The 24,710-nt window shown below is 69.9% G+C and carries 24 protein-coding genes and 2 tRNA genes; 4 read left to right on the top strand and 22 right to left on the bottom strand.

The window, feature by feature from the left end; translation table 11 throughout:
- Positions 1–69: 69 nt before the first annotated feature.
- Positions 70–142: transfer RNA gene (locus M2283_RS14635), tRNA-Ala, on the bottom strand.
- Positions 143–276: 134 nt separating this feature from the next.
- Between M2283_RS14635 and M2283_RS51925 the strand changes: the two genes are divergently transcribed.
- On the top strand, positions 277–414 hold the full coding sequence (locus tag M2283_RS51925; protein ID WP_432423074.1) for a hypothetical protein: 138 nt from the start codon (positions 277–279) through the stop codon (positions 412–414).
- An 18-nt stretch (positions 415–432) separates the two neighbouring features.
- Complete coding sequence (locus M2283_RS14640; protein WP_432423075.1) at positions 433–1,287, top strand: glycosyltransferase 87 family protein; 855 nt, start codon at positions 433–435, stop codon at positions 1,285–1,287.
- Here the strand turns inward: M2283_RS14640 and M2283_RS14645 are convergent.
- The 8 genes from M2283_RS14645 to M2283_RS14680 all read right to left on the bottom strand — a co-directional run bounded on the left by M2283_RS14645 (position 1,266) and on the right by M2283_RS14680 (position 6,170).
- The gene (locus M2283_RS14645; protein WP_003976229.1) at positions 1,266–1,499 is read right to left on the bottom strand and encodes a hypothetical protein; all 234 of its coding nucleotides are present in this window, start codon (positions 1,497–1,499) and stop codon (positions 1,266–1,268) included. The two genes, M2283_RS14640 and M2283_RS14645, sit on opposite strands and share 22 nt — an antisense overlap.
- 398 nt (positions 1,500–1,897) lie before the next feature.
- Positions 1,898–1,970: transfer RNA gene (locus M2283_RS14650), tRNA-Ala, on the bottom strand.
- 94 nt (positions 1,971–2,064) lie between these two features.
- Positions 2,065–2,736: a histidine phosphatase family protein gene (locus M2283_RS14655; protein ID WP_280876624.1), complete on the bottom strand. Its 672-nt coding sequence runs from the start codon at positions 2,734–2,736 to the stop codon at positions 2,065–2,067.
- On the bottom strand, positions 2,736–3,179 hold the full coding sequence (rsfS, locus tag M2283_RS14660; RefSeq protein ID WP_280876625.1) for a ribosome silencing factor: 444 nt from the start codon (positions 3,177–3,179) through the stop codon (positions 2,736–2,738). Before rsfS ends, M2283_RS14655 begins: the two co-directional genes overlap by 1 nt.
- A gap of 101 nt (positions 3,180–3,280) precedes the next feature.
- Entirely contained in the window at positions 3,281–5,011 is a 1,731-nt protein-coding gene (locus M2283_RS14665) for an LCP family protein (RefSeq protein WP_280876626.1), read from the bottom strand.
- 16 nt (positions 5,012–5,027) lie between these two features.
- On the bottom strand, positions 5,028–5,666 hold the full coding sequence (gene nadD, locus M2283_RS14670; RefSeq protein ID WP_280876627.1) for a nicotinate-nucleotide adenylyltransferase: 639 nt from the start codon (positions 5,664–5,666) through the stop codon (positions 5,028–5,030).
- Between the two features lie 45 nt (positions 5,667–5,711).
- Positions 5,712–5,876, bottom strand: coding sequence for a hypothetical protein (locus M2283_RS14675; protein ID WP_280876628.1), 165 nt, complete (start codon positions 5,874–5,876; stop codon positions 5,712–5,714).
- A gap of 132 nt (positions 5,877–6,008) precedes the next feature.
- On the bottom strand, positions 6,009–6,170 hold the full coding sequence (locus M2283_RS14680; protein ID WP_280876629.1) for a hypothetical protein: 162 nt from the start codon (positions 6,168–6,170) through the stop codon (positions 6,009–6,011).
- 124 nt (positions 6,171–6,294) lie between these two features.
- Between M2283_RS14680 and M2283_RS14685 the strand changes: the two genes are divergently transcribed.
- Complete coding sequence (locus M2283_RS14685; protein ID WP_280876630.1) at positions 6,295–7,434, top strand: M48 family metallopeptidase; 1,140 nt, start codon at positions 6,295–6,297, stop codon at positions 7,432–7,434.
- Positions 7,435–7,488: 54 nt separating this feature from the next.
- On the opposite strand, the gene M2283_RS14690 is transcribed toward M2283_RS14685, so the two are convergent.
- From M2283_RS14690 to proB, 5 genes are all read right to left on the bottom strand, one after another.
- Positions 7,489–8,559, bottom strand: coding sequence for a hypothetical protein (locus tag M2283_RS14690; RefSeq protein WP_280876631.1), 1,071 nt, complete (start codon positions 8,557–8,559; stop codon positions 7,489–7,491).
- A gap of 100 nt (positions 8,560–8,659) precedes the next feature.
- On the bottom strand, positions 8,660–9,274 hold the full coding sequence (locus M2283_RS14695) for a hypothetical protein (protein ID WP_432423076.1): 615 nt from the start codon (positions 9,272–9,274) through the stop codon (positions 8,660–8,662).
- Between the two features lie 57 nt (positions 9,275–9,331).
- Positions 9,332–10,618, bottom strand: a complete 1,287-nt coding sequence (locus tag M2283_RS14700) for a glutamate-5-semialdehyde dehydrogenase (RefSeq protein ID WP_280876633.1) — start codon at positions 10,616–10,618, stop codon at positions 9,332–9,334.
- Positions 10,619–10,679: 61 nt separating this feature from the next.
- Entirely contained in the window at positions 10,680–11,120 is a 441-nt protein-coding gene (locus tag M2283_RS14705) for a hypothetical protein (protein ID WP_123999925.1), read from the bottom strand.
- A 134-nt stretch (positions 11,121–11,254) separates the two neighbouring features.
- On the bottom strand, positions 11,255–12,361 hold the full coding sequence (gene proB / locus M2283_RS14710; protein ID WP_280876634.1) for a glutamate 5-kinase: 1,107 nt from the start codon (positions 12,359–12,361) through the stop codon (positions 11,255–11,257).
- 233 nt (positions 12,362–12,594) lie between these two features.
- On the opposite strand from proB, the gene M2283_RS14715 reads away from it, so the two are divergent.
- A complete protein-coding gene (locus M2283_RS14715; protein WP_280876635.1) occupies positions 12,595–14,001 on the top strand; it encodes a polysaccharide pyruvyl transferase family protein in 1,407 nt (468 codons plus the stop codon).
- A 59-nt stretch (positions 14,002–14,060) separates the two neighbouring features.
- Here the strand turns inward: M2283_RS14715 and M2283_RS14720 are convergent, their stop codons facing one another.
- From M2283_RS14720 to rplU, 8 genes are all read right to left on the bottom strand, one after another.
- Positions 14,061–15,272 carry a glycosyltransferase family 2 protein gene (locus M2283_RS14720; RefSeq protein WP_280876636.1) on the bottom strand — a complete coding sequence of 404 codons (1,212 nt, stop codon included), beginning with the start codon at positions 15,270–15,272 and terminating at the stop codon, positions 14,061–14,063.
- 150 nt (positions 15,273–15,422) lie between these two features.
- Positions 15,423–17,534, bottom strand: coding sequence for a hypothetical protein (locus M2283_RS14725; RefSeq protein ID WP_280876637.1), 2,112 nt, complete (start codon positions 17,532–17,534; stop codon positions 15,423–15,425).
- Positions 17,535–17,701: 167 nt separating this feature from the next.
- Positions 17,702–19,198 carry a bifunctional cytidylyltransferase/SDR family oxidoreductase gene (locus M2283_RS14730; protein WP_280876638.1) on the bottom strand — a complete coding sequence of 499 codons (1,497 nt, stop codon included), beginning with the start codon at positions 19,196–19,198 and terminating at the stop codon, positions 17,702–17,704.
- 212 nt (positions 19,199–19,410) lie between these two features.
- Positions 19,411–20,613, bottom strand: coding sequence for a hypothetical protein (locus M2283_RS14735; protein ID WP_280876639.1), 1,203 nt, complete (start codon positions 20,611–20,613; stop codon positions 19,411–19,413).
- Between the two features lie 86 nt (positions 20,614–20,699).
- Entirely contained in the window at positions 20,700–22,250 is a 1,551-nt protein-coding gene (locus M2283_RS14740; RefSeq protein ID WP_280876640.1) for an alkaline phosphatase D family protein, read from the bottom strand.
- 302 nt (positions 22,251–22,552) lie between these two features.
- A complete protein-coding gene (gene obgE / locus M2283_RS14745; RefSeq protein ID WP_280876641.1) occupies positions 22,553–23,992 on the bottom strand; it encodes a GTPase ObgE in 1,440 nt (479 codons plus the stop codon).
- A gap of 119 nt (positions 23,993–24,111) precedes the next feature.
- On the bottom strand, positions 24,112–24,366 hold the full coding sequence (gene rpmA, locus M2283_RS14750; protein ID WP_280876642.1) for a 50S ribosomal protein L27: 255 nt from the start codon (positions 24,364–24,366) through the stop codon (positions 24,112–24,114).
- 14 nt (positions 24,367–24,380) lie between these two features.
- The gene (gene rplU, locus M2283_RS14755) at positions 24,381–24,701 is read right to left on the bottom strand and encodes a 50S ribosomal protein L21 (protein ID WP_006374708.1); all 321 of its coding nucleotides are present in this window, start codon (positions 24,699–24,701) and stop codon (positions 24,381–24,383) included.
- Positions 24,702–24,710: the final 9 nt, after the last annotated feature.

A 24,710-nucleotide genomic window follows, 5' to 3' on the forward strand; every position in this document is an offset into this window, starting at 1 on the left:
AAAGGGCGGGCCATCCGATCGGATGGCCCGCCCTCTGCGTTCAACTGCTGGGAAAATGTCCAACTTCTGTGGAGCTAAGGAGAATTGAACTCCTGACCTCCTGCATGCCATGCAGGCGCTCTACCAACTGAGCTATAGCCCCATGCGATGTTCCGCGATGTTCCACCCGGGTGTCCCTGGCGGCGGCGCCAACATTACACGGTGGACCGGGTGGAGCACCAAATCGTTTCCGTTCCGCACGGGTACGGGAGCGTACGAGGGCTAATGTCGCCCTTCGTGACCGTGACCGTGATCGCGTTCTCCGGAATCCGGCGCCGGGTGCCGCCCGCCCTGGGCGTCTGCGCGGTCTCCTTCACCGCGTTCCGGCTCGCCCAGCGGGCCGCGCACGTGTCGATGATCGACCTCATGGTGTAGCGCGCGGAGGGGGCCACCGTGCGCGCGGGCGGCGACCTGTACGCGCTGCGCACGACCGCGGCGCAACCGCCCACCACGTACCCGCCGTTCGCGGCCCTGCCGTTCACCCCGCTGACGCTGCTCGACACGGCCGGCCTGCGCACCCTGGCGACCGCCGCGAACCTCGTCCTCCTGGTGGCGTTCGTACGGCTCTCGCTGCGGCTCGTCGGGCACACGCGCGTGGAGAGCGTCTGGTGGGTGTCCGCGCTCGCCGTCTGGTGCGAGCCGGTGTGGACGACCCTGCGCTACGGACAGGTCAACCTGCTGCTCGCCGTCCTGGTGCTGTGGGATCTGTCACGGCGTTCCGGGGACCGCACGGCCGGGCTCGGCATCGGTCTCGCGACGGCGATCAAGCTGACGCCCGCGCTGTTCGTCGCGGCGTTCCTGCTCGCCGCCGGTCTCGTGGCCCGCCTGCGGCACGGCGGCGGGGGCCCCTGGCTGCGGCACGCGCGCGGGGCGGCCCTCTCGTTCGCCGGCGCGACGCTGCTCGCGGCGGCTGTACTGCCGTACGACTCCTGGCAGTTCTGCAGCCGCGCGCTGTTCGAGACGGGGCGGGTGGGGCATGCCGAGGAGACCACGAACCAGGCCCTGCGCGGGCGACGGGAGTGGGCGGTGGCCGCCTGCGCGGTGACCGCGCTGCTGGTGAGCCCGGTGTCCTGGTCGCACCACTGGGTGTGGTGCGTGCCGCACGGGCTCGGGCGGCCCGAACTGCACCAGGGCGGCATCGAGTTGATGTTGTCGGCCCTCTACGGGGCAGCCGGTTGCGCCTTCCTCGTTCTCGCCGGGACCTCCCTGGGGAGTCCCGGCCGACGTCAAGCCGTGACGAACGAGTAGAACCGCTTGAGCGTGCAGTGCTCCTCCAGAAGACGGCCGTAGATCGGCTCGCCCTCCAGTTCGCGGTACGTCTCGATCGGGTCGCCCTTTATGATCAGCGCCCGCGCGCACTCCTCGCACCAGTACTGGTAGTCGGGATTGACCGGTTCCATGTCGCGGACGATCGGCGTCCCACTGCCGCACCAGTCGCACTTTCGCCTGTGTGCACCCATCGATCAGCTCCAGCTGTGGCCGCAGGCCGTGCACACGTAGGAGATTCCGCCATTGTCGCCGAGGACTTGCGCGACATGCGCGGAACCACAGGAAGGGCAGCTGAGCCGGGTGACCGTGTCCCGTGTCGATGCTGCATCAAGGAGGTGGCCGACCTCCCTGAGGATGCTCGCAGGCATCACTGCTCCCTCCCGTCGGGCCGCGACCCCTTCCGGCCGTTTGATTCTGCCACGGCCGGACCTATACGGTCAGCGACGCCTCAGTACCAGTCCGGACACGGCTCACCCGGGGCGCCCTCTCAAAGAGGTATACGCCTGCGGACCTCGAAGCGCTCAAGAGAGCGGTGACGAAAAATCCCGCCCCCCTCGCGGGGGACGGGATCTTGTCGGATCGTCTCCTGTGGAGCTAAGGAGAATTGAACTCCTGACCTCCTGCATGCCATGCAGGCGCTCTACCAACTGAGCTATAGCCCCTCGCGTCCTCCCCGACCGGCGGGGCGAACAAGAAGAACTTTAGCCTGCGACCTGCCGGAAAGTGAAATCCGGTGCCAGGGGGTCCGGCAGGGCGTCAGTCGTCGTCGCCGAGCACCGGTTCCGGCAGCGTGCCGGCGTTGTGCTCCATCAGCCGCCAGCCGCGGGCGCCCTCGCCGAGGACGGACCAGCAGCAGTTGGAGAGGCCGCCGAGGCTCTCCCAGTGGTGGGACTCCAGGCCGAGCAGGCGGCCGATGGTGGTGCGGATCGTGCCGCCGTGGCTGACCACGACGAGCGTGCCGTTGTCGGGCAGCTTCTCGGCGTGCTTCAGCACGACGGGGGCGGCCCGGTCGGCGACCTCGGACTCCAGTTCACCGCCACCGCGACGGACCGGCTCGCCGCGCTTCCACGCCGCGTACTCCTCGCCGTGCCGCCCGATGATCTCTTCGTGGGTCAGCCCCTGCCAGACGCCCGCGTAGGTCTCGCGCAGCCCCTCGTCGTGGGTGACCTCCAGGCCGGTGAGCTCGACGAGCTCGGCCGCCGTGTTCGCGGCGCGCTGGAGGTCGGAGGCCACGATCGCGTCGGGGTTCAGCGAGGCGAGCAGCCGGGCGGCACGACGGGCCTGCGAGACGCCGGTCTCGGTGAGCGGGACGTCCGTGGTGCCCTGGAAGCGGCGCTCCACGTTCCAGGAGGTCTGGCCGTGCCGCCACAGGATGACGCGGCGGCCCCGGCCGGGACGGCCCGCGGCGACCTCACCTGTGGCGCTCATCACCAGTCACCGCCCTGGTCGGCCGCCTCCTCGGCGGCGCGCACCTTGGCGTGCTCCGCGGCCTTGCCGCGGGTGGCCTCGGCGTCGGCCGGCAGCTTCAGCTCGGGGCAGTCCTTCCACAGCCGCTCCAGAGCGTAGAAGACACGCTCCTCGCTGTGCTGCACGTGGACGACGATGTCGACGTAGTCCAGCAGGATCCAGCGGGCGTCGCGGTCCCCCTCGCGGCGCACCGGCTTGGCGCCGAGCTCCTTGTTGAGCCGCTCCTCGATCTCGTCGACGATCGACTTGACCTGGCGGTCGTTGGGCGCGGAGGCCAGCAGGAAGGCGTCCGTGATCGACAGCACGTCGCTGACGTCGTAGGCGATGATGTCGTGCGCGAGCTTGTCGGCGGCCGCCTGAGCGGCGGCGGTGATGAGCTCGGTGGAGCGGTCCGTGGCGGTCACTACGTGGCTTTCGGTCGGCGGGCACTTGACCCCAAGGGTCTCACGGACCGCCGGGGGTACCCCACGTGATTGTTGGATCACGCGGGGCACCACGCCCTTTGCTAGGTCCCGTCGGCCGACGACGGCTTGTAGTCCTGCCCCAGGATCACCGTGACGTCCGCGCTCGCGGAGGCGTCGCCCTTGCCGACCGCCGAGGTGGACAGGCCGAGGGTCTTGGCGACCTCGGTGGCGTTGTCCTTGTCGGCGGCGTCGGCGTAGACGACCTTGGTGGCGGCCTGGGTGCCCGCCGGGGTGCCGCCCTCCAGGAACGTGAAGCCGCCGTTGAGGAGGACGACCCGGGCCTTCTCGGTGTTGCCCTTGACGCCGCTGGCGTTCTGCACGGACACCCGCACCGCCGAGCCCTGGTCGGGGCTCTTGGCGCTGCCCCCGAGGACGTCCTTGACGACGCTGGCGCTGGTCTGGGCGCTCAGCGTGCCGTCGTTCTGGACGGGCAGCAGCGCGGTCTTGTAGTCGCCGCTCTTGGCGAGGTCGGACAGCTTGGCGAGGAAGGTGCCGAGGTCCTTGTCGGTGAGCGAGGGGTCGAGGATCTGCGCCAGCGTCTGCACGGTGACCGTCGCGGCCCCCGCGTCCGAGGAGACCTTGCGCAGTACGCCCTGCATGACCTGCCCGAACCGCTCCAGCTGGGCGTTCTGGGCCTCGTCGGTGCCGCGGTAGGTGGCGTAGGCGACGGCCATGGTGCCGGTGAGGGTCTGGTCCTTGCCCTTGTTGACGAGCGGCGCGGTGCCCTTCTTGGTGGCGGCCGGGTCGGGGACGTCGGCGTTGGTGTCGACGTCGATGTTGCCGACCATGTCGACGAGGTTCTGCAGGTAGGGGGTGTCCAGCCGCCAGGTGCCCTCGATGTCGGTGCCCAGGACCGTGTCGAGCGCGTCCCGGGTGCCGGAGGAGCCGTCGCCGTCGACGGACTTGGCGAGCGTGGTCGAGTTGCCGTCGTCGTCCGTCACGGACAGGGAGTTGGGCAGCAGGACGGTGGTGCCCTCTTTGGTGGTGGTGTTGTCGACGAGCAGCGCCGTGGAGGTGCCGCCCTTCTTGGTGTTGTGCAGGTGTACGACGATGACGTCCCGCTTCTGGGCGGCCACCGACGTCGCCGTGCCGGTCTTCGTGTCGTCCGACTCGGACAGACCGGGCAGCTTCCCGGCGTACCAGAGGTAGCCGACCCCGCCGGCCACGACCACGGCGAGGACCACGACCAGGGCGACCAGCCGGCTGTGGGCGCGGCGCTTGGCCTCCTCGCGGCGCTCGGTGCGGTTCTCGGTGAAGTTGAGCCAGTCGATGACGTCCTCGGAGTTGCCGTCGGGCTCCTCCACGAACGCGAACTGCTCGGTGCGGTAGTCCCGGTCGGCCCGCGCGGGGCCCTCGGTCTCCTCGTCCGCCTCCGGCGGGCCCGCCTGCTGCGGGATGTAGGCGGTCTGCTCGGCGGTCCGCGGCTGCTGCCCACTGGTCGCCGCCCGGCCGTAGGGGTCGTAGGAGGCGCCGCCGCCGTAGGTGTCGTAGGACGGCGTGACGGGCTGCTGGCCGGTGCCGTACGGGTCGTACGACGGCGCGGCAGACTGCTGGCCCGTCTGGCCGGTCTGGCCGGTCTGGTCCACCTGACCCTGCTGGCCCGTCGCGTACGGGTCGTAGCCGTAGCCCTGCTGCTGCGCGTACGGGTCGTACGGCTGCTGCGGAGCCTGCTGTTGCGGCGTGACCTGGCGGTACACGGGCTGTCCGTACTCGTCGTAGCCGACGAGTTCGTACTGGTCGCCCCCGTACCCCGGGTCGTATCGGTCGTTCACCGGTGCCCCTCTCGGCTCACTCGCCGCCGTACAGCTCGCGCTTGTCGATGTAGCGCACGACTCCGTCCGGCACCATGTACCAGATGGGGTCTCCCTTGGCGACTCTCGCACGACAGTCCGTCGAGGAGATGGCGAGCGCGGGAACCTCCACGAGAGAGACACCACCCTCGGGGAGTCCACGGTCCGTCAGCTGGTGCCCGGGCCGGGTGCAGCCGATGAAGTGCGCGAGGGAGAACAGCTCCTCCGAGTCGCGCCAGGTGAGGATCTGGCCCAGGGCGTCGGCGCCGGTGATGAAGAAGAGGTCCGCGTCCGGGTTGAGCGCGCGCAGGTCGCGCAGGGTGTCCACGGTGTAGGTCGGGCCGCCGCGGTCGATGTCGATACGGCTCACCGAGAACTGGGGGTTCTCCGCCGTCGCGATGACGGTCATCAGATAGCGGTCCTCGGCCGGGGACACGTCGCGGTGGGTCTTCTGCCACGGCTGGCCGGTCGGGACGAACACCACCTCGTCCAGGGCGAACTGCGCGACGACCTCACTGGCCGCCACGAGGTGCCCGTGGTGGATCGGGTCGAACGTTCCGCCCATGACGCCGAGGCGGCGCTTGCCGGGGTTCGACGGCGCGTTGCCGGGACCGGTAGGCATGTCCTGCTCTCCCATGCCTGCAGACCCTACCGGCCCGGCCTGAGGATCCCGTCCGGCAGCTCAGCGGTCACGGTTGAAGCGGGTGGTGATCCACAGCAGGAGCAGCAGGAGGAGGAAGGCGCCGCCGCCGGTCACGTAGGGGCTGAGGCTCTCGTGGTTGCCGCCGTGCTCCTCGCCCTCGGCTGCGAGGGTGGCCAACTGGGCTGCGGTGCTGTGGAAGCTCATCTTCGGCAGGACCAATCCGGTGTGGGCGGACAGAGACGTCGGGCCCATGGTAAGCGGGCGGCCGCGCGGCGATCACGCCGACTCCGCCGTTGGGGAAGTCCGCGGGGACCGAAGGGGAACTCCGGAGGGTTCTCAGTCGTCTTTCCGCTTGTAGCCACGCAGCAGGAACCACGCGGTCAGCACACAGCCCAGCATCATCACGATCAGTACGACCCGGAGCAGATTCCCGGCCCCTTGCTGCTCGGCCGCGTTCGCGGCCTCGGTGAGCCAGGCGGCCGGGGGGTTGTGCGGCATGCGGGGACTCCTTCGGTGTAGTGCCCGTCCACCGTAACTCCGCCTAGGCTGGGACCGGCTTCGGGGGCGCAAAGGACCGCACAAGGGTCAGCAAAGGGCCACTCACAGGCAGCTGGGGGAAGACATGTCCGACGACAGCCACGAGCACAACGGACACGAGAACGTGCCGAGCAGGCAGCGCAGGCGTTTCCCGGGTATCTCCTCGCGTGCGTACGAGCACCCGGCCGACCGCTCCGCCCTGGTGGCGCTGCGCAAGCTCAGCGGTTTCGACACGGTCTTCAAGGCGCTCAGCGGGCTGCTGCCCGAGCGCAGTCTCAGGCTGCTGTTCCTGTCCGACTCCGTGCGGGTGTCGGACCAGCAGTTCGCCCACCTCAACGACATGCTGCGGGACGCGTGTTACATCCTGGACCTGGAGAAGGTCCCGCCGATGTACGTCAGCCAGGACCCGCAGCCCAACGCGATGTGCATCGGCCTGGACGAGCCGATCATCGTCGTCACCACCGGCCTGGTCGAGCTGCTCGACGAGGAGGAGATGCGGGCGGTCGTCGGCCACGAGGTGGGCCACGCGCTGTCCGGGCACTCGGTGTACCGCACGATCCTGCTGTTCCTGACCAGCCTTGCGCTCCGGGTCGCGTGGATCCCGCTGGGCAACGTGGCGATCATGGCGATCGTGACGGCGCTGCGCGAGTGGTTCCGCAAGTCGGAGCTGTCGGCGGACCGGGCGGGCCTGCTGGTCGGCCAGGACGTGACGGCCTCGATGCGCGGCCTGATGAAGATCGCGGGCGGCAACCACCTGCACGAGATGAACGTGGACGCCTTCCTGAAGCAGGCCGAGGAGTACGAGGCCGGGGGCGACCTGCGCGACTCCGTGCTGAAGATCCTGAACGTGCTGCCGCGCACCCACCCCTTCACCACGGTCCGCGCGGCCGAGCTGAAGAAGTGGGCCGAGTCCCGCGACTTCCAGCGGCTGATGGACGGGCACTACCCGCGCCGCGACGAGGACAAGAACACCTCGGTCACGGACTCCTTCCGCGAGTCCGCCGCGAGTTACGCGAGCAATGTGAAGAGCTCCAAGGACCCGCTGATGAAGCTCGTCAGCGACATCGCGGGCGGCGCCGGCGACCTGGGCGGCCGGGTCCGCCGAGGCTTCGGCGGCTTCGGGAACTCGACCCCGGGGGAGAACGGCTCGGCGGACGGGCCGCCCACCGACACCCCTCCCACGGAGCAGCCCCCGAAGGACACCCCGCCGCGGGACGGCGACTGACAGAGGGCGGAACCGAGAGCTTCAGGGCCGGCGAGGCGTATGCCCCGCCGGCTCTCAGATTTTGGGCTGCGCGCTCGTCGCCAGCGTCCCGCACAGCGCCGTCGCGCTGCCCGTGGCGTACGGGTCCGTGCCCGCCGGGCCGCCCGCCTTCGCCGTCTCGCCGGCCAGCAGCGGGTGGAGGTGGTTGGTCGAGTCCTCGGTGCAGGACAGCGGGCCGGCCTGGACGTAGGAGACGACCAACTGGGCCTGGTGCAGGCGCAGATCGTCGCGGTCGAAGCGGAACTGCAGCTCGCGCCGGACGGTGAAGAGCGAGGCCGGGGTCTTGGCGTCGGCGCCGGCCGGCCGCAGCGCGTAGACGAAGGTGTGGTCGGCGGTGACCTCAAGGGTGGAGGAGTCCGTCTCGGCGGCCTGGAGCGTGCCCTGGACCCGGATCTTCCGGTCGGCGAGCTGCGCCTCGCGCGCGTCGAAGCGAACCAGCCATCCGGTGGGCGCGTGCCGCCCGTCGGCGGTCGGGTGCTCGAAACTCTGGTCGAACTGGTCGAGTTGGGCGCCGTCGAGGATGACCCGTACAGGGCGGACGTCCTGCCCGCTGATCACGTCGGGGTAGAGCGAGGACCGTACGAGGTAGTCCTTGGCCGTGGTCAGCGCGGTGACGACCTGGCTGTCCGAGAAGTGCGCGGTGCGCCGCGAGGCGGGCAGCGGGATTCCCTCGGCGCCGACCAGGTACTGCGCGGCGGGGCTGTGCGCGTACAGCGACTCGGCATCGGCCGCTCCGGGCACCTCGCTCTGCGGGGCGAGCGGGATGACGGTCATCCGCAGGGGCTCGACGGGCTGCGCGGTCGCGGGTGACTGGTAGGGATGCCGTACGCCCATGTAGATCGCGGTGCCGAAGGCCACGGCGATCAGCAGGACCAGGGCCAGCGCCTGCCGGGACAGGCCCCGGCGCAGTGGCGGGCGGCGGCGGACGGCGGGCGCGTGGTCGGCGATGCGCTCCTGCGCGGAGAACTCCTGGAGCCGGGCAGCACGGACGAACGATTCGTCGAAGACGACGGATCGGTACTCGTCCTCACCACCTCCGGGGCCGCCCTCGGGAGTCCCCTCAGGTGGGTTTCCAGGCCCGCCCATATCTTCAGGGTAGGTCTCAGGAGGCTCAGGTAAACGCCCTGATGTGCGACAACTTCTGACAGGTTCTCACCAGGACCGCACACCGACGGCCGGGGACCGCTCAGGGCGTGCGCGGGATCACCGAGACGGCTGGCTGGGAGTAGTCGGCGGAGGCGGACGGCGGCGGTGCGCTGCCCTGCTCCAGACCGGTCGAGGCGGGCGCCGGCACCCGGTCGCGGCTGCCGCCCGAGGAGGCACCCCGGTAGACCGCCGAGAAGGCCAGCGCGACCATGCCGATGCCCATCACGAGGGCGAGCATCCAGGCGACGGGACGATGCCAGCGGACCTGTTTGCCGTACGTCCCCGGGGCGCCGTAGCGACGTGCCCAGCCCTCGGTGTCGTCGGTGTCGTCCAGGTCGTCGAGTTCGGGATCTTGGCCGAAACCGGTGCGGCCGCCGGCGCCGTACCCGTCCTCGTAGCGCTCGCCCGTGCCGTGCGTCCGGCGGGCTTCCGCCTCGGAGGCCTCTGCTCTCGCCTGGGCAGCGGCCAGCAGGCGTTCGACGGCGGTCGGCTCGTGCACCACGGCCGCTCGTACGAAGGCCTCGTCGAAGACCACGGATGCGAACTCTTCGTCCGACATTCCGCGGTCGTGGTCGTCGTCGGGCTCCCAGCCGTCAGGGAACGGCGTGCCCCCCACGTCCTCCGGCACCTCTCCAGAGTAGACCTGGGGGGTCAATTTGGGCAGACGGTATGGAAATTCATCCGCCTGCTGAGACGCCCCGTCGGCCGGGGGTCAGCGCCGGATGTGGCCGTCGCCGGTGACGATGTACTTGGTGCTGGTCAGCTCCGGCAGGCCCATGGGGCCCCGGGCGTGCAGCTTCTGGGTGGAGATGCCGATCTCCGCGCCGAAGCCGAACTGGCCGCCGTCGGTGAAGCGCGTGGAGGCGTTCACGGCGACCGTGGTGGAGTCGACCAGCTGGGTGAAACGGCGGGCGGCCTGCTGGGAGGTGGTGACGATGGCCTCGGTGTGCCCTGAGCTCCACAGCCGGATGTGCTCGACGGCCTTGTCGAGGGAGTCCACCACGGCGGCGGCGATGTCGTAGGAGAGGTACTCGGTGTCCCAGTCCTCCAAGGTGGCCTCGACGACGGTCGCCTCGGAGTCCTTCGCGTACGCCAGCACCCGCGGGTCGGCGTGCACGGTCACCCCGGCCTCGGCGAGGGCGTCCAGGGCCCGCGGCAGGAACTCGGCGGCGATGTCCTGGTGGACCAGGAGGGTCTCGGCGGCGTTGCAGACGCTGGGCCGCTGGGCCTTGGAGTTGATCAGGATGTCGACGGCCATGTCGAGGTCGGCGTGGGCGTCGACGTAGACGTGGCAGTTGCCGACGCCGGTCTCGATCACGGGGACCGTGGACTCGGCGACGACGGTCTGGATCAGGGAGGCGCCGCCGCGCGGGATGAGCACGTCGACCAGGCCGCGGGCGCGCATCAGCTCGCGCACGCTCTCGCGGCTCTCGCCGGGCACCAGCTGCACGGCGTCGGCGGGCAGTCCGGCGCCGCCCACGGCGTCCCGCAGCACCCGCACGAGGGCGGTGTTCGACTCGTAGGCGGAGGCCGAGCCGCGCAGCAGGACCGCGTTGCCGGACTTCAGGCAGAGGGCGGCGGCGTCGACCGTCACGTTCGGGCGGGCCTCGTAGATGATGCCGACGACCCCGAGCGGGACGCGGACCTGGCGCAGGTCGATGCCGTTGGGCAGGGTCGAGCCGCGGACGACCTCGCCGACCGGGTCGGGCAGCGCGACGACGTCGCGTACGTCGGAGGCGATGGCGCGCACCCGCTCCGGGGTGAGCGTCAGCCGGTCGATGACCGCCTCGCTGGTGCCGGCCGCCCGGGCCTTGGCGATGTCCTTGGCGTTGGCCTCGACGATCTCGCTCGTGCGGACCTCCAACGCGTCCGCGACGGCGAGCAGCGCGTCGTCCTTCACCGCGCGCGGCAGCGGGGCGAGGTCGGCGGCGGCGGATTTGGCGCGGTAGGCGGCCCGGGTGACCGGGGACATGGAGTCGTACGGCGAAAGCGTGGTCATGCCCGCAGCGTAGTGCTCCGGACGGGTGCGTCCAGCGTGTATTCCACACCCCGAGACGGGTTCAAAAGGGGTGAACCCCCACCGGGCTCGCGGGCGGTGGGCCGTATCCCTCGGCCAGGCGCTGGTGGTAGGTCTGGCGGTCGATGACCTCCAGGCCGACGATCTCCCAGGGCGGCAGCTTGGCGGTCTGGCGGTGCTCGCCCCACAGGCGCAGCGCGACGGCGGCCGCGTCGTGCAGGTCGCGCGCCTCCTCCCAGTAGCGGATCTCCGCGTGGTCGTTGGCGTAGCGGCTGGTCAGCAGGAAGGGATGGTCGTGGGCCAGCTGTTCCAGGCCCCGGCGCACCTCGGTGAGCGGGGTCTCGTCGCCGGAGACGCTGAGGGTGATGTGCCACAGGCGCGGCAGGTCCGCCGGCTCCGCGTACCGCTCGCCGGCCGCGACGCTGGTCAGGGCCCGCTCCTCGCCGGTCGCGCGGGAGGCGGCCCCGGGGCGCACTCGTCTCACGACGGCCTCCTTCACCAAAGGTCGAGCGGTGCTCGCGCGGATTGTGTCCCTGAGACAAAGTTGAGCAGGCCGGGGGCCGCCGCGTGGCACTTTTGCGGAACGTCCACCACCGGGGGGCGGACGTTTCGGCCCAATTACGGGTGCAGGACGACGAGGTCGTCCCTGTGTACGACCTCCCGCTCGTACGCGGCACCCAACTCGCGCGCGAGCTCCCGCGTCGAACGTCCGATCAACTGGGGGATCTCCTTGGCGTCGAAGTTGACGAGCCCCCGGGCCACCGCGCGCCCGGTGCCGTCGCGCAGCTCGACCGGGTCGCCGGCGCTGAACTCGCCCTCGACGGAGGCGATCCCGGCCGGCAGCAGCGAGGTGCGCCGCTCCACGACCGCCCGTACCGCGCCGTCGTCCAGGGTGATCGAGCCCTGCGGGGTGGAGGCGTGCTGGAGCCACAGCAGCCGGTCGGCGGAGCGCTTGCCGGTGGCGTGGAAGTAGGTGCCGGTGTCGCGGCCGGAGAGCGCCTCGGCCGCGTGCACCGCGCTGGTCAGCACCACGGGGATGCCGGCGGCGGCGGCGATCCGGGCGGCCTCGACCTTGGTGACCATGCCGCCGGTGCCGACCCCGGCCTTGCCGGAGCTGCCGATCTCGACGTGCGCGAGGTCCTCGGGTCCGCGTACCTCCGCTATCCGCGAGGTGCCGGGCCTGCTGGGGTCGCCGTCGTAGACGCCGTCGACGTCGGAGAGCAGGACCAGGAGGTCGGCGTGGACGAGGTGGGCGACGAGGGCGGCGAGGCGGTCGTTGTCGCCGAAGCGGATCTCGTCGGTGGCGACGGTGTCGTTCTCGTTGACGACGGGGAGCGCGCCCATCGCGAGCAGCTTGTCGAGGGTGCGGGAGGCGTTGCGGTGGTGGGCGCGGCGGCTCATGTCGTCGCTGGTGAGCAGGACCTGTCCGACGCGGACGCCGTAGCGGGCGAAGGAGGCGGTGTAGCGGGCGACCAGGAGGCCCTGGCCGACGCTGGCGGCGGCCTGCTGGCGGGCCAGGTCCCGGGGGCGGCGGCGCAGGCCCAGCGGGGCCAGGCCGGCGGCGATGGCACCGGAGGAGACGAGGACGACCTCGCGCTCCCCTCCGCCGCGGCTCTTGGCGAGGACGTCGACGAGCGCGTCCACCCGGTCGGCGTCCAGGCCGCCCGCCGCGGTGGTCAGCGACGAGGAGCCCACCTTGACGACGATCCTGCGGGCTTGCGCCACGGCCTGCCTTGCCCCTGCCACCTTGCTCTTCCGTCCCCTCGCACGCTCGGGCTGCACCGCCCGGCAATCTACGCGAACGGGGCTTCCCGCCGCGCGGCATTCCAGTCCCCGGACACCGTCGAGTAACGGCATCCTCACGCCCCGCTTACGGCAAAAAGGTTGCACTGGTTGCTTATAGAAATTAAAGGCGACACAAACATAAGTTGAACTCTGTGCCACCTACAGTTCGCCGCGTGAAGCGCATACTCCTCAGGTCGGGCAAGAGCCCGTACGACGTCGTGCCGGTCGAACAGGCCCTCCACCAAGACGTCTTCGCCACAAACTCGGGCAACCTGATCTTCAGCGACGCCTCCCACAAGATCCTTCAGACGCCGGACACCGAGGTGGTCTCGAACGGGATCCGGACCGACATCGCGGCGGCGGACCGCATCAACGAGGAGTACGACGCCTTCGTCGTGCCCCTCGCCAACGCGTTCCGGCCCTCCTTCGAGCCCCAGTTGCAGCGGCTGACCCGGCTGATATCCCGGCTGAAGATCCCGGTCGTGGTGCTGGGCATCGGCGCACAGGCGGGCCTGAACTACAACGCGGCGCGGCTGAAGCCGATGGAGGAGACGGTGCGCGGCTTCGTCTCCGCCGTCCTCGACCGCAGCGCCTCGATCGGGGTGCGCGGCGAGTTCACCGAGACGTACCTGCGCGACCTGGGCTTCCAGGACGTCGAACTGATCGGCTGCCCCTCGCTGTTCATGTACGGCAAGGAACTGACCGTGCAGAAGGGGGCGTCGGAGCTCACCGCCGCGTCCCGGATCGCGGTCAACGGCTCGCACAGCGCGGTGCAGAAGCAGGGCCTGGACAAGGTCATCGCCCGCGCCCACGCCCGCTATCCGCACCTGACCTTCATCGGCCAGAACCTCAGCGACGCGCAGCAGCTGCACTGGCGGGACCTGTCCCACCCGAACGCGACGGTGACCGCGATGCCGACGCACCCCGACCACCCGATGTACCGGGAGGACAAGGCGCGCGTCTACATCGACCCGATCACCTGGATCGACGACCTGCGCGACTACGACTTCTCCTTCGGCTCCCGCATCCACGGCAACATCGCGGCGCTGCTCGCGGGCACGCCCGCCACGGTGCTGTGCAGCGACTCGCGGACGCTGGAGCTGTGCCGGTACTTCGAGATCCCGCACCGCCGGATCGACGAGCTGCGCGAGAATCCCGAGGCAGCGGACCCGGCCGCGCTGTACGCGGAGGCCGACTTCAGCGGCCTGGTCGGCAACCATCACGAGCGCTTCGAGCGGTTCACGTCCTTCCTGGACCGCAACGGCCTGGAGAACACGTTCACACACGGCGACGGTGGCGCGGCCTACGACGCCCGCATGAAGGAGCTGACCTTCCCGGCCGGCATCCGCCCCTGGAACGACGCGGACGTCTCCTCGCTGACGACCCGGTTCGGCTGGCTGCAGAGCCGTATCACCGAACTGTCCCTGGACAACGCCCAGTTGAAGCGCGACCTGGCCCGCGGCGCGGCGAAGGCGGCCAAGGCGGCGGCGCCGAAGGCGGTCGCGACCCCGTCCGTCTACCGCCGGGCCCGCCGCGTGGTGGCCCGCCCGATCCGCCGGGCACTGCAGTCGGGCAAGTAGAAGTCGCGACAGCAGCCGATACGGCCGTACAGCCCCTGGCTGTACGGCCGTTGCCGTCGCTATACGGCCGGGGCCGTCCCGCTCGGCGTGGCGAGCACCCTGCGGGCCTTCTTGGCCGCCCGCTTCAGCACGGAGCCGACGGAGTGCTCGCGGTAGCCGGGGAAGCCGCGGGCCTCGCGCGGGGCGGCCAGGTATATCCAGTCGGGTATGCCCACCTCCGCGTCACGGAAGTACGGGTAGGCGAAGTAGAGGTGGTGGCCCTTGTGCTCCAGGAGATTGGCCGCCTCCTGTTCGTCCCGTACGAACTCGATGACCGGCAGGAGGAGTTCAGGCCGCTGCTCGGCCACCAGGTGCAGTCTGAGGCGCTCCTCGACCCGGAGCCGGGCGGCGATGCCCTCGCTCCAGTACTCCTCGATCAGCGGCTTCGCCAGCTCGAACTTGTGCCGCCTGGCCTTCTCGCTGTTCCTCAGGTACTTGGGGCCGAACTGCGGGAGCAGCGTCACCAGGAAGGGGCGGACCAGCAGCGCGTCGCGTCGCTCCCCCGGGGGCACGTGCTCGGCGATCAGGTTCATCAGGGCGCGCGCGGAGTCGAAGCGCAGGATGTAACTCCCGGTCTTCGTCACGTGCTTGCCGTCCTCGCGGCCCACCAGGTAGTAGCAGGTGTAGTCGGCGATCACGGAGACGCCGTCCGCCCGCAGATACGCCTCCATGGTGAACAGCGCGTCCTCACCGGTCCACAGCGACTCGTCGAAGCGCATGCCGTGCCGCTCCAGGAAATCCCGGCGGAACAGCTTCTGCGCGCTCAGCGTGAACTTGATGTTGGAGGAGAAGACGTCGGTGCGGTCGAAGGACCGGTCCCACATCGTCTGCGGCGGCTTGCGGTTGACGCCCTCGACCCGGCCCAGCACCACGTCCGTGCGGTTGCGGTCGGCCGCCGCGACCATCCGCTCCAGCGCCTCGGTACCGAGCCGGTCGTCCGCGTCGAGGAAGAAGACGTAGCGCCCGGCGGCCTTGCCGAGACCCACGTTGCGCGGGCCGCTGGGGCCGCCGGAGTTGTCCTGCCGGATCACGGTGACCGGCATCGGTGCCCGGGCCGCGAAGGCCTCCAGGCACTCCCCCGTGCCGTCGGCAGAACCGTCGTCGACCGCGATGACCTCGACGCGCGCCGGGTCGATGCTCTGCGCCTCGACGGAGGCCAGGCACTCCTCCAGGTACGGCATCGCTTCGTACGCCCCGATGACCACGCTCACATCAGGCTGCGCCACGGTCACGTTTCCCCCTGATTCACCGAGCATTTCCCCCGATGGGACATATTCGCTACCTACTAGATGGATACGGCTCGGTAGCGGTTGTCTCTCGGTGGTGCATTCGTGACTCAGGTCACATGACCGTGGCGCAGTCGTCGATGTGCGGTGCGGGCGTCAGCGGGGGGCGCCGTCCGCCTCTCCGGCGGCCGGCACCGGCTGGGCCGGGGAGAGCTGGTCGGACAGCTCGTCGGCGCCGGGGACACCGGCCGCGTTGTGGGACTCCTGGCCGAGGTTGCGGGTGCCGGCCTTGAGGGCCAGGTCCGCCACCGCGGTGTTGAACTGCTCGATGGAGGTCGGCTCGTCCGGGCCGAGCAGGTACTGCTTGAGCTCCTTGCGGTCCGCCGCCAGCTTGTCGGCGGCCGGGTCACGGACCGCGGCCAGCAGCTCGCCCAGCTCGGCGGCCTTGTTGGAGAGGATCACGGCCGCGCGCACCGCGGTGTTCTGCCGCTTGAACTCCTCCACGCCCAGCTCGGCGGAGTCCGTGACCGCGTACGGCTTGCCGCTCGCGATGAAGTCGGAGACCACGCTGGAGATGTCGGAGACCATCGCGTCGGACACGTTGAAGCAGTCGTACAGACGCGGCTCGGCGCCCGTGACGACCCGGTGCTCGAAGCTGCCGAAGGAGCGCCAGTAGGCGTCGTTCCACTCGGCGCGCAGCCGGGCGACCTCCGCGTGCTTCTCGACGTCGACCACGCCGTCGCGGGTGGCCTCGGCCTCGTCGCCCTTCTCGCCGCCGGTGCCGGACAGCTCGGCGATCCGGGCCTCGATACGGGCCAGGTCGGCCGTGGCCCGCTCCTGCTCGGCCGCGTCGGCGGTGAAGCGGGAGTCGGCGGTGCGCTGGACGGCGGCCTTCTCGACCAGGGCCGTGATGCGCCGGTGCGCGGCGCCGGCCGCGGCGGAGACGGTGCCGGTGAAGGGGTGCGGCTTGTACAGGACGCGGACCGGCGGGTCGGCCTTGATCAGCTTCTTCACGATGTTCTCGCCGGCCAGCACGAGGGAGGTGTTGCCGGGGTCGCCGTCCCAGCCTTCCCAGGTGGGCGCGTACAGGACGGTGGGCATACGGTCGCCCACCGCGCCCTGCCGGGTCTCGATCGGCGCCAGCTGCGGGCGGCCGACCTCCACGATGTCCTCGTCGCGGACGCCGACGTCGGCGATGGCGTAGCGGTCGCGGCCGGCCCGGCCCGCGGTCCACACCTCGTCGTAGACCTTGCTGAACGGGTTGACGCTGGCCAGCTTGTCGCTGTCGCCGTGGCCGATGAAGACGTGCTTCATGGTGGGCACGCGCAGCAGGTGGATGTTCTTGCCGACGTTCGCCGCGTACAGCGCGACGCGCACGGTGTTCAGGTCCATGTTCATCAGGTGCACACCGCCGGGCACGCAGATGACGGGGACCGTGGTGGGCGCCAGGCTCTGCAGTATGACCCGCTCGCGCAGCAGGATCAGCGGCTTGGAGTCCAGCTCCTCCATCGTCTCCAGCCACATGTTGAGCTGGTACGTGGAGTCCTTGGAGCCCGAGAAGTACAGCACCGTCTCGGGCCGGTACTCGCGCAGCCACTCGTCGACGGCGGCCAGCACCTTTTCCGCGTTCGGCGGGATCTTGCTGCCGCGGACGTACGGCACCAGCGCGAGGACGTAGAGGGAGCCCAGGAGCAGGGTGATGCCGATGCCGACGAAGCCGGCGACGGAGTTGTCCACGGCGCAGGAGACCAGGATGCCGACGACGGCCGCGAGGTCGATGTGGAGCATCTTCTCGGCCGAGCGGTTCAGCAGGCCGGGCGGCGGGGCGTCCGGGATGCGGATGCGCGACTTGAGGTCGACGTTGCGGGTGGCGACCGGCATCCGGCGGCGGTTGCGGATCAGCGTGACCAGCGCGCCGTGCGGGGCCTGGAGCCCGTAGAACGCGATGAAGCACGCTATGGCGCCGTAGTAGATCAGGTTGTCCGCGAGGTCCATGCGGGCCAGCAGCAGGATCAGCAGGAGCTGCCTGATCAGGAAGCGGATCGACAGGCCGGCGCGGACCTTGCTGAGCCGGTTGACGAGGTAGCTGCCCTTGCGGTGCAGATAGTGGTCCGCCAGGTACGTCACGGCGGCGGCTGCCGCGAAGGCGTACACGTTCGGGACGAGCGCGGCCAGCATGAGGGCGGGGTAGCCGAGCATCATCAGGGCCGCCGCGGCCAGCTCGGCCGCGCTGCCGACCCGGGCGACGCGAATAGCGGTGGATATCACTGAGAACCTGCTCTGCGAGGGAGTGCCGTTTGGTCTGGGGGTGCGCAGGGTTTGTGGTAATTCGGTAGTAATTCGCCAGAGGTACGGATTCAGGCCTCTGCGAACGCTCGGTTAACGAGCAATCTCAGAGGCCTGAATTACCGACGAAGAAGAATTGGCGCCAATTATTACACGCCGTCCTGGCGGTCGAGCACCGAGGCCAGCGCCGCCTCGAACCCGGAGGCCTGCGCCGCGCCCGCCGTCGGGTCCTGCTGGCGGACGTCGATGACGTGCCCGGTCAGCTCGGACAGCAGCACGTCGAGCGAGGTGCGCGCGACGGCCTCGGAGGACAGCAGGCTGCCCGTCGGCTCCTGGCCGAAGGCCTTGGTGCGCATGGGCGTCGCGGTGCGCTCGGGGTTGACGCAGTTGACCCGGATGGAGTCACCGGCCCACTCGTCGGACAGGGCCTGGGTGAGGTTCACCATGGCGGCCTTGGTCGAGGAGTAGAGGCTGTACTCGGCGCGGCCCCGGGTGTAGCTGCTGGAGGTGTACAGCAGCAGCTGGCCCTTGGTCTCGGCCAGGTACTTGTACGCCGAACGAGCGATCTGCACCGGCGCCAGGTAGTTGACCTTCAGCGCTTCCTCGATGGTCGCGTTGTCGGTCTCGGCAAGCTTGCCGATGCGCAGCACGCCCGCGGTGTTCACCACGTAGTCGATCCGGCCGGTCTCCGCGTACGCCTTGGACAGCGCGTCGTCGACCTCCTCCGGGTTCTCCACGTGGGTGCCGGTGGTGGAGCGGCCCAGCGCGTACACCTTGGAGCCGTAGGACTCGGCGAGCGCGGCGATGTCCTTGCCGATGCCGTAGGAGCCGCCGAAGATCACGACCGTCTTGCCGGTGAGCAGCTCGCGGTAGGTCGCCTCGTCCATCTGCTCGGGCGTGGCGGTGGAGGCGAGCTGGAAGAGCTTGTCGGCGATGAAGACGTCGACGGGCTGGGTGACCTTCATGTTGTACTCGTCGCCCGCGACGACGTGGATCGGCACGTCCGGCAGGTACTTGAGCACGACCGAACAGTCGTCCGTGGCCTGGAAGTTGGGGTCACCGGCGGCGACCTCGTAGGCGCGGCGGATCGTCGTCAGCTTGAAGGCCTGCGGGGTCTGGCCGCGGCGCAGCCGGGCGCGGTCCGGGATCTCGGTGATGAACTCGCCGTCGTCGCCGTGCGTGCGGGTCACGATGATGGTGTCCGCGGACGGGATGGCGACGTCGACGGCCTGGAAGCGCTCCAGCGCGACCACGCAGTCGTCGATGACGCGCCGCGACAGCAGGGGGCGTACGGCGTCGTGGAAGAGGACGTTCAGGTCCTCGCCCTCGGCCAGGCCCTCGCCGAGCGCCTCGATGGCGCGCTCGGTGGTCTCGTTCCGCGTGGAGCCGCCCTCGATGATCTTCTTGACCTTGGTGAAGCCGGCCTTGGCGACGATCTTCTCGATGTCGGGCACGTACCCAGGCGCCATCAGCACGATGATGTCGTCGATCGAGTCAGCCCTCTCGAAGGTGGTGAGGGTGTGCTCGATGACTGCCTTGCCGGCGATCTTCAGCAGCTGCTTGGGGATCGACAGACCCACGCGCTGGCCGGTACCACCGGCCAGGATCACTGCGGTGGTACGGGGCTTGGCTATGTGCTGTGACACAGAGGACCTACCTTGGGCGATTGGGAACGGAGAAATGGTCCCACTTGCGGTAACCGCAGTGCAAGGCGAGCGCCGTTCGCTGCATATGTGCGCGCTACCTGCCATTCACCTTGCACTGCTGGTGACGCGGGAACCCTTGTCCGGGTTCCCGCTTTATTGCTGTGAGTAACTCCACAGGGGCCGGTCATCGCTCAGCGTGACGCCGGAGCGCCTCAGTGGCGCCGCAGCTTCTTCAGGCAGCGGTGCCCGAGCACCTTCACCAGCTCCTTGGAGGACGTCTGGTGAACCGTGCGCGCCTTCGCCGCCGCGGTGTGTCTGACCGGCACCGCGGCGGCCGCGGCGAGCACGCCGTAGAGCGCCTGGGCGGCCACCTCGGGGGCGATCCGCGGCTCGGCCGGCGCCTCCCACGCGGGCGCCTTCGGCACGGCCGAGAGAACGGCCGGATCACCGATGAGGCGTACGCCCGTCGCGCCGATCCGCCCGACCATCTCGGCGCCGATCCCGGCGGCCGCCTCAAGGGCCCAGCGGGGGGTGCCGATCTTCACGTCCTCGGGTGCGGGACTGCACGAGTTCTTCATATGCATCACCGCGCCGTTGCGCACGAGCTTGGAATACAGCTCGTCGGGAAGTCCATTGCCGCGGAATTCCATATTAAGATTCCGCAGCATTTCGGTCTCGGCGAGGGTAAGGGAACGATTCGCCGCGTCCGGAACCGGCTGCAGCAACCCGGTGGGCAGTCCCAACAGCACCTCGAAGGTGCGCATCAGACCGTCCCGGTCGCCGTCGTCCACCACGACGACGGTGACGCGCTCAGGACCGACCACCCGGGCCCACCGCTCGACCAGCCGGTCGTGCCGGTGCCGGCGCCAGAAGCTGGGGTTGGGCTTCTCGTACGGAGCCTTGCGAAGCATGTGCTCCAGCCAGTTCTCGTAGCCCATGCGCAGACCGTTCTGCACGTACTGCTGCCACTGCGAGGGCATGATCTTCGCCAGCGGGCGCAGCGTGACCAGGATGTGCACGCGCTCCCCGCCGAGCTGCTCCACGATCCGCCGTACGGTCGCGTCGTCCTCGGCGTCGGCGAAGAACTCGCTGCTCACCACCGAGGTGCTCGCCTTGGTGGCGGCCACCTGGTCCAGCAGCCGGGTCCAGTGCTTGTCGGTGGGGGCGATGTCGCCCATCATCGCCGGCCGGGCGCAGGCGGCCAGCGCGGCCTCCATCGGGTGTCTGGTGCTCGCCGGGAACACGACCCCGTGGCCGGGCAGTTGGTCCTTCGCGGCGAACAGCGCACCCTGGATCGAGGTCGTCCCGGTCTTGTGCGGGCCGATGTGCAGCAGCCGGGTTCCTGCCGGCAGCGGGGCGAGACCGGCGCGACCGCCGTTCACCCTGTCGTCATCACTCGTACAGTCGATCTCCATGGTTAACGGAGAGTAAGAGCAGTACCTGAGATTGGACTGAGAGTCGCCTGGGACACGGATGAGCCCCAGGCTCCCTCATCCGGAGGTCACACCAACTCGACCCCCGGCCGCCCCGCCTCCACCCGCAGCCGGCCCAGCGTGCTCGGCGTCGCCCGCGGCCGCAGAACCGTGTCGACCACTCTCACCTTCGCGTCGATGGCGTCGCGCCGGATGTCGAAGAGGTGGTAGCCGCGGTGGGCGTCGATCAGCTTCCAGTGCGGGTTGTCCGGCATCCGCGGGTCCCACTCGGTGTGGAACGCGGCCTGGTTCTGGTCACCGTTGCTGGAGATGGACGTACCGACGAACTCGGCGCCCACGACCGCGGAATCAGGGTCGGCGAAGTCCTTCTTCAGGTCGCTGACCATCGTCAGATGACGGTCGCCGGTGAGCACGACGGGGTTGCGGACGTGCGCGAACTCCCCCATCAGGGCGTTGCGTTCGGCCTGGTAGCCGTCCCAGGCGTCGTAGTACCAGAGCTTGCCCTCGCCGACCTGGAGGTCGGTCTCGGCCATCATGATCTGCGAGGCGATGAGGTTCCAGCGGGCCGGTGAGCCGTGCAGCCCGTCGAGCAGCCACTGCTTCTGCTGCGCGCCCAGCATGGTCGACGACGGGTCCTGCGCCCCGACTTGGCCGGTGGCCTGGTCGCTGCGGAACTGACGGGTGTCGAGGACGTTCAGCCGGGCCAGCCGCCCGAACTCCAGGCGGCGGTACATCTGGATGTGCGGCCCGCTCGGGACGGCGCTCGCACGCACCGGCATGTGCTCGTAGTAGGCCTGGTAGGCCGCGGTCAGCCGGGCCACGAAGGCGTCGTGGGTCTGCTTGTCGGGGTCCTGCGGGATCTCGCCGGCGAAGTCGTTGTCGACCTCGTGGTCGTCGAAGGTGACCACCCAGGGGGCGCTGGCGTGCATCGCGGCGAGATCGGGGTCGCTGCGGTACTGCGCGTACCGATTGCGGTACTGCACCAGGGTGTACGGCTCCCCCGTGCCCTCGTGCCGGCGCGGCCCGGTCGAGACCGGCGCCGACTCGTAGATGTAGTCGCCGACGAAGAGCACGACGTCGGGGTCCTGGGCGAGCATGTCGGCGTACGCCGTGAACCAGCCGTTCTGCCAGTTCTGGCAGGAGGCGAGGGTGACCCGCAGCGAGCCGCCGGTGCTGTGCGGCGCGGGGGCGGTACGGGTCCGGCCGGTGCGCGAGAGCTGGCCGCTCACCCGGAAGCGGTACCAGTACGCGCGGCCCGGGCGCAGCCCCCGTACATCCACGTGGACGCTGTGCCCGTACTCGGGCCGGGCCAGGGCGACGCCCCGCCGCACCCCCTTGCGGAACCGGTCGCTCTCCGAGATCTCCCACTCCACCGGGACCACGCTGTCGGGCATACCGCCACCGTGCAGCGGGTCCGGGGCGAGCCGGGTCCACAGCACGACCCCGTCGGGCAGCGGGTCCCCGGAGGCGACACCGAGGCTGAACACCCCGTCGGGCAACGCGGTTTCGGCCGCTCGGGCGGTACCGGGCAGCCAGACCTGGGCGGAGGCGGCGGCGCCGAGAACGGCGGCCCCCGCGGTCAGAAATCGGCGCCGGTCAGGCGAGATTGCTCCGGTCACGGGTGAACTCCCTTGCCTCGCCGGCCTCTTGGACACCTAGAGGCTCACGCAGGCGGGAGGTCCACGCGCTGAACACGGGCATTCGTGCACATGACAACTAGACAGACACTTCGCCTCGTACTGGTGGTGCCGAGGGAAGTGTCACCGACGGGGGTCGTCGTGTTGGGCGACACGAGAGCGCTTGTCGGCGCAGGTCGGCAAATCCAGCCCGTCCGGCGTCTGAGGACGAGGCCGTTCAGGCCGAAGCGGGGGTCCGGGGGCGGCAGCCCCCAGCAGACGGCGCCCCCGAACGCCCGGTACTCCTACTCGAACGGATCAAAATCCCCGTACTCCTGAAGCGCCTCGTCGCGCTCGGCGTCCCGGTCCCGACGCCGCTGCGCCGCAGGCCTCGGCGCTTCGAAGCGATGGTCCTCGCCCCGTCGTCCGAGCATCTCCGCCCCCGACATCATGGTCGGCTCCCAGTCGAAGACGACCGCGTTGTCCTCGGGACCGATGGCGACGCCGTCGCCGGAGCGGGCGCCCGCCTTCATCAACGCCTCTTCCACACCGAGGCGGTTGAGCCGGTCGGCGAGGTAGCCGACGGCCTCGTCGTTGCTGAAGTCGGTCTGGCGGACCCAGCGTTCGGGCTTCTCGCCGCGCACGCGGAAGAGACCGTCCTCCTCCGACACGACGGTGAAGCCGCTGTCGTCGACCGCCTTGGGGCGGATGACGATCCGGGTCGCCTCCTCCTTCGGCTTGGCGGCCCGCGACTCGGCGATCAACTCGGCGAGCGCGAAGGAGAGTTCACGCAGCCCCGTGTGCGCGACCGCCGACACCTCGAAGACGCGGTAGCCACGGGCCTCCAGGTCCGGCCGCACCATCTCGGCGAGGTCCTTGCCGTCCGGTACGTCGATCTTGTTGAGGACGACCATGCGCGGGCGCCGGTCGAGACCGCCGTACTGCTTCAGCTCCTCCTCGATGATGTCGAGGTCGGAGATCGGGTCGCGCTCGGACTCCAGCGTCGCGGTGTCCAGGATGTGCACGAGCACGCTGCACCGCTCGACGTGGCGCAGGAACTCCAGGCCGAGGCCCTTGCCCTGGCTGGCGCCGGGGATGAGCCCGGGCACGTCGGCGATGGTGTAGACGGTCTCGCCGGCGGTCACCACGCCCAGGTTCGGGACCAGCGTCGTGAAGGGGTAGTCCGCGATCTTCGGCTTGGCCGCGCTCAGCACGGAGATCAGCGAGGACTTGCCGGCACTCGGGTAGCCGACCAGCGCCACGTCGGCGACGGTCTTCAGTTCCAGGACGATGTCCTGGAAGTCACCGGGCACGCCGAGCAGCGCGAAACCGGGGGCCTTGCGGCGGGCTGAGGCCAGCGCCGCGTTGCCGAGGCCGCCGCGGCCGCCCTGCGCGGCGATGTACGAGGTGCCGTGGCCGACCATGTCGGCGAGCACGTTGCCCGCGCCGTCGAGCACGACCGTGCCGTCCGGCACCGGCAGGACCAGGTCCTGGCCGTCCTTGCCGGAGCGGTTGCCGCCCTCGCCGGGCTTGCCGTTGGTGGCCTTGCGGTGCGGGGAGTGGTGGTAATCGAGCAGCGTGGTCACGGACTGGTCGACGATGAGGATGACATCCCCACCCCTTCCGCCGTTGCCGCCGTCCGGACCGCCGAGCGGCTTGAACTTCTCACGGTGGACGGAGGCACAGCCGTGGCCTCCGCTACCCGCGGCGACATGCAGCTCGACGCGGTCCACGAAGGTGGTCATGGGATGTGCCTCCAGTTACGTACAACAGTGTCTCTTGACTAACACGCGAAAGGCGGACCCGCTTCCCACCAGGGAAGTGAGGTCCGCCTCGCGAAAGCTTCCGATCAGGTGCCTGAGCCTCAGGCGACCGGAACGATGTTCACGACCTTGCGGCCACGGTGGGTACCGAACTCCACCGCGCCCGAGTTCAGCGCGAACAGCGTGTCGTCGCCGCCACGGCCGACGCCGGAGCCGGGGTGGAAGTGCGTGCCGCGCTGGCGGACCAGGATCTCACCCGCGTTGACGACCTGACCGCCGAAGCGCTTCACGCCGAGCCGCTGGGCATTGGAGTCGCGACCGTTCCGGGTGGACGATGCGCCCTTCTTGTGTGCCATTTCTCCTCAGTCCCTTACTTCGCAGCCGCGGGGATCTCAGTGACCTTGATCGCCGTGTACTGCTGGCGGTGGCCCTGACGACGGCGGTAGCCGGTCTTGTTCTTGTAGCGAAGGATGTCGATCTTCACACCCTTGTGGTGGTCCACGATCTCGGCCTGGACCTTGATGCCGGCCAGCACCCACGGGTCGCTGGTCACAGCGTCGCCGTCGACAACGAGCAGGGTCGAGAGCTCGACCGTGTCGCCAACCTTGGCAGTGGAAATCTTGTCAACCTCAACGATGTCGCCGACAGCAACCTTGTGCTGGCGACCACCGCTGCGCACGATGGCGTACACGCGGATCTC

The sequence above is a fragment of the Streptomyces pseudovenezuelae genome, from assembly GCF_029892565.1.
Classification (GTDB): domain Bacteria; phylum Actinomycetota; class Actinomycetes; order Streptomycetales; family Streptomycetaceae; genus Streptomyces; species Streptomyces pseudovenezuelae_A.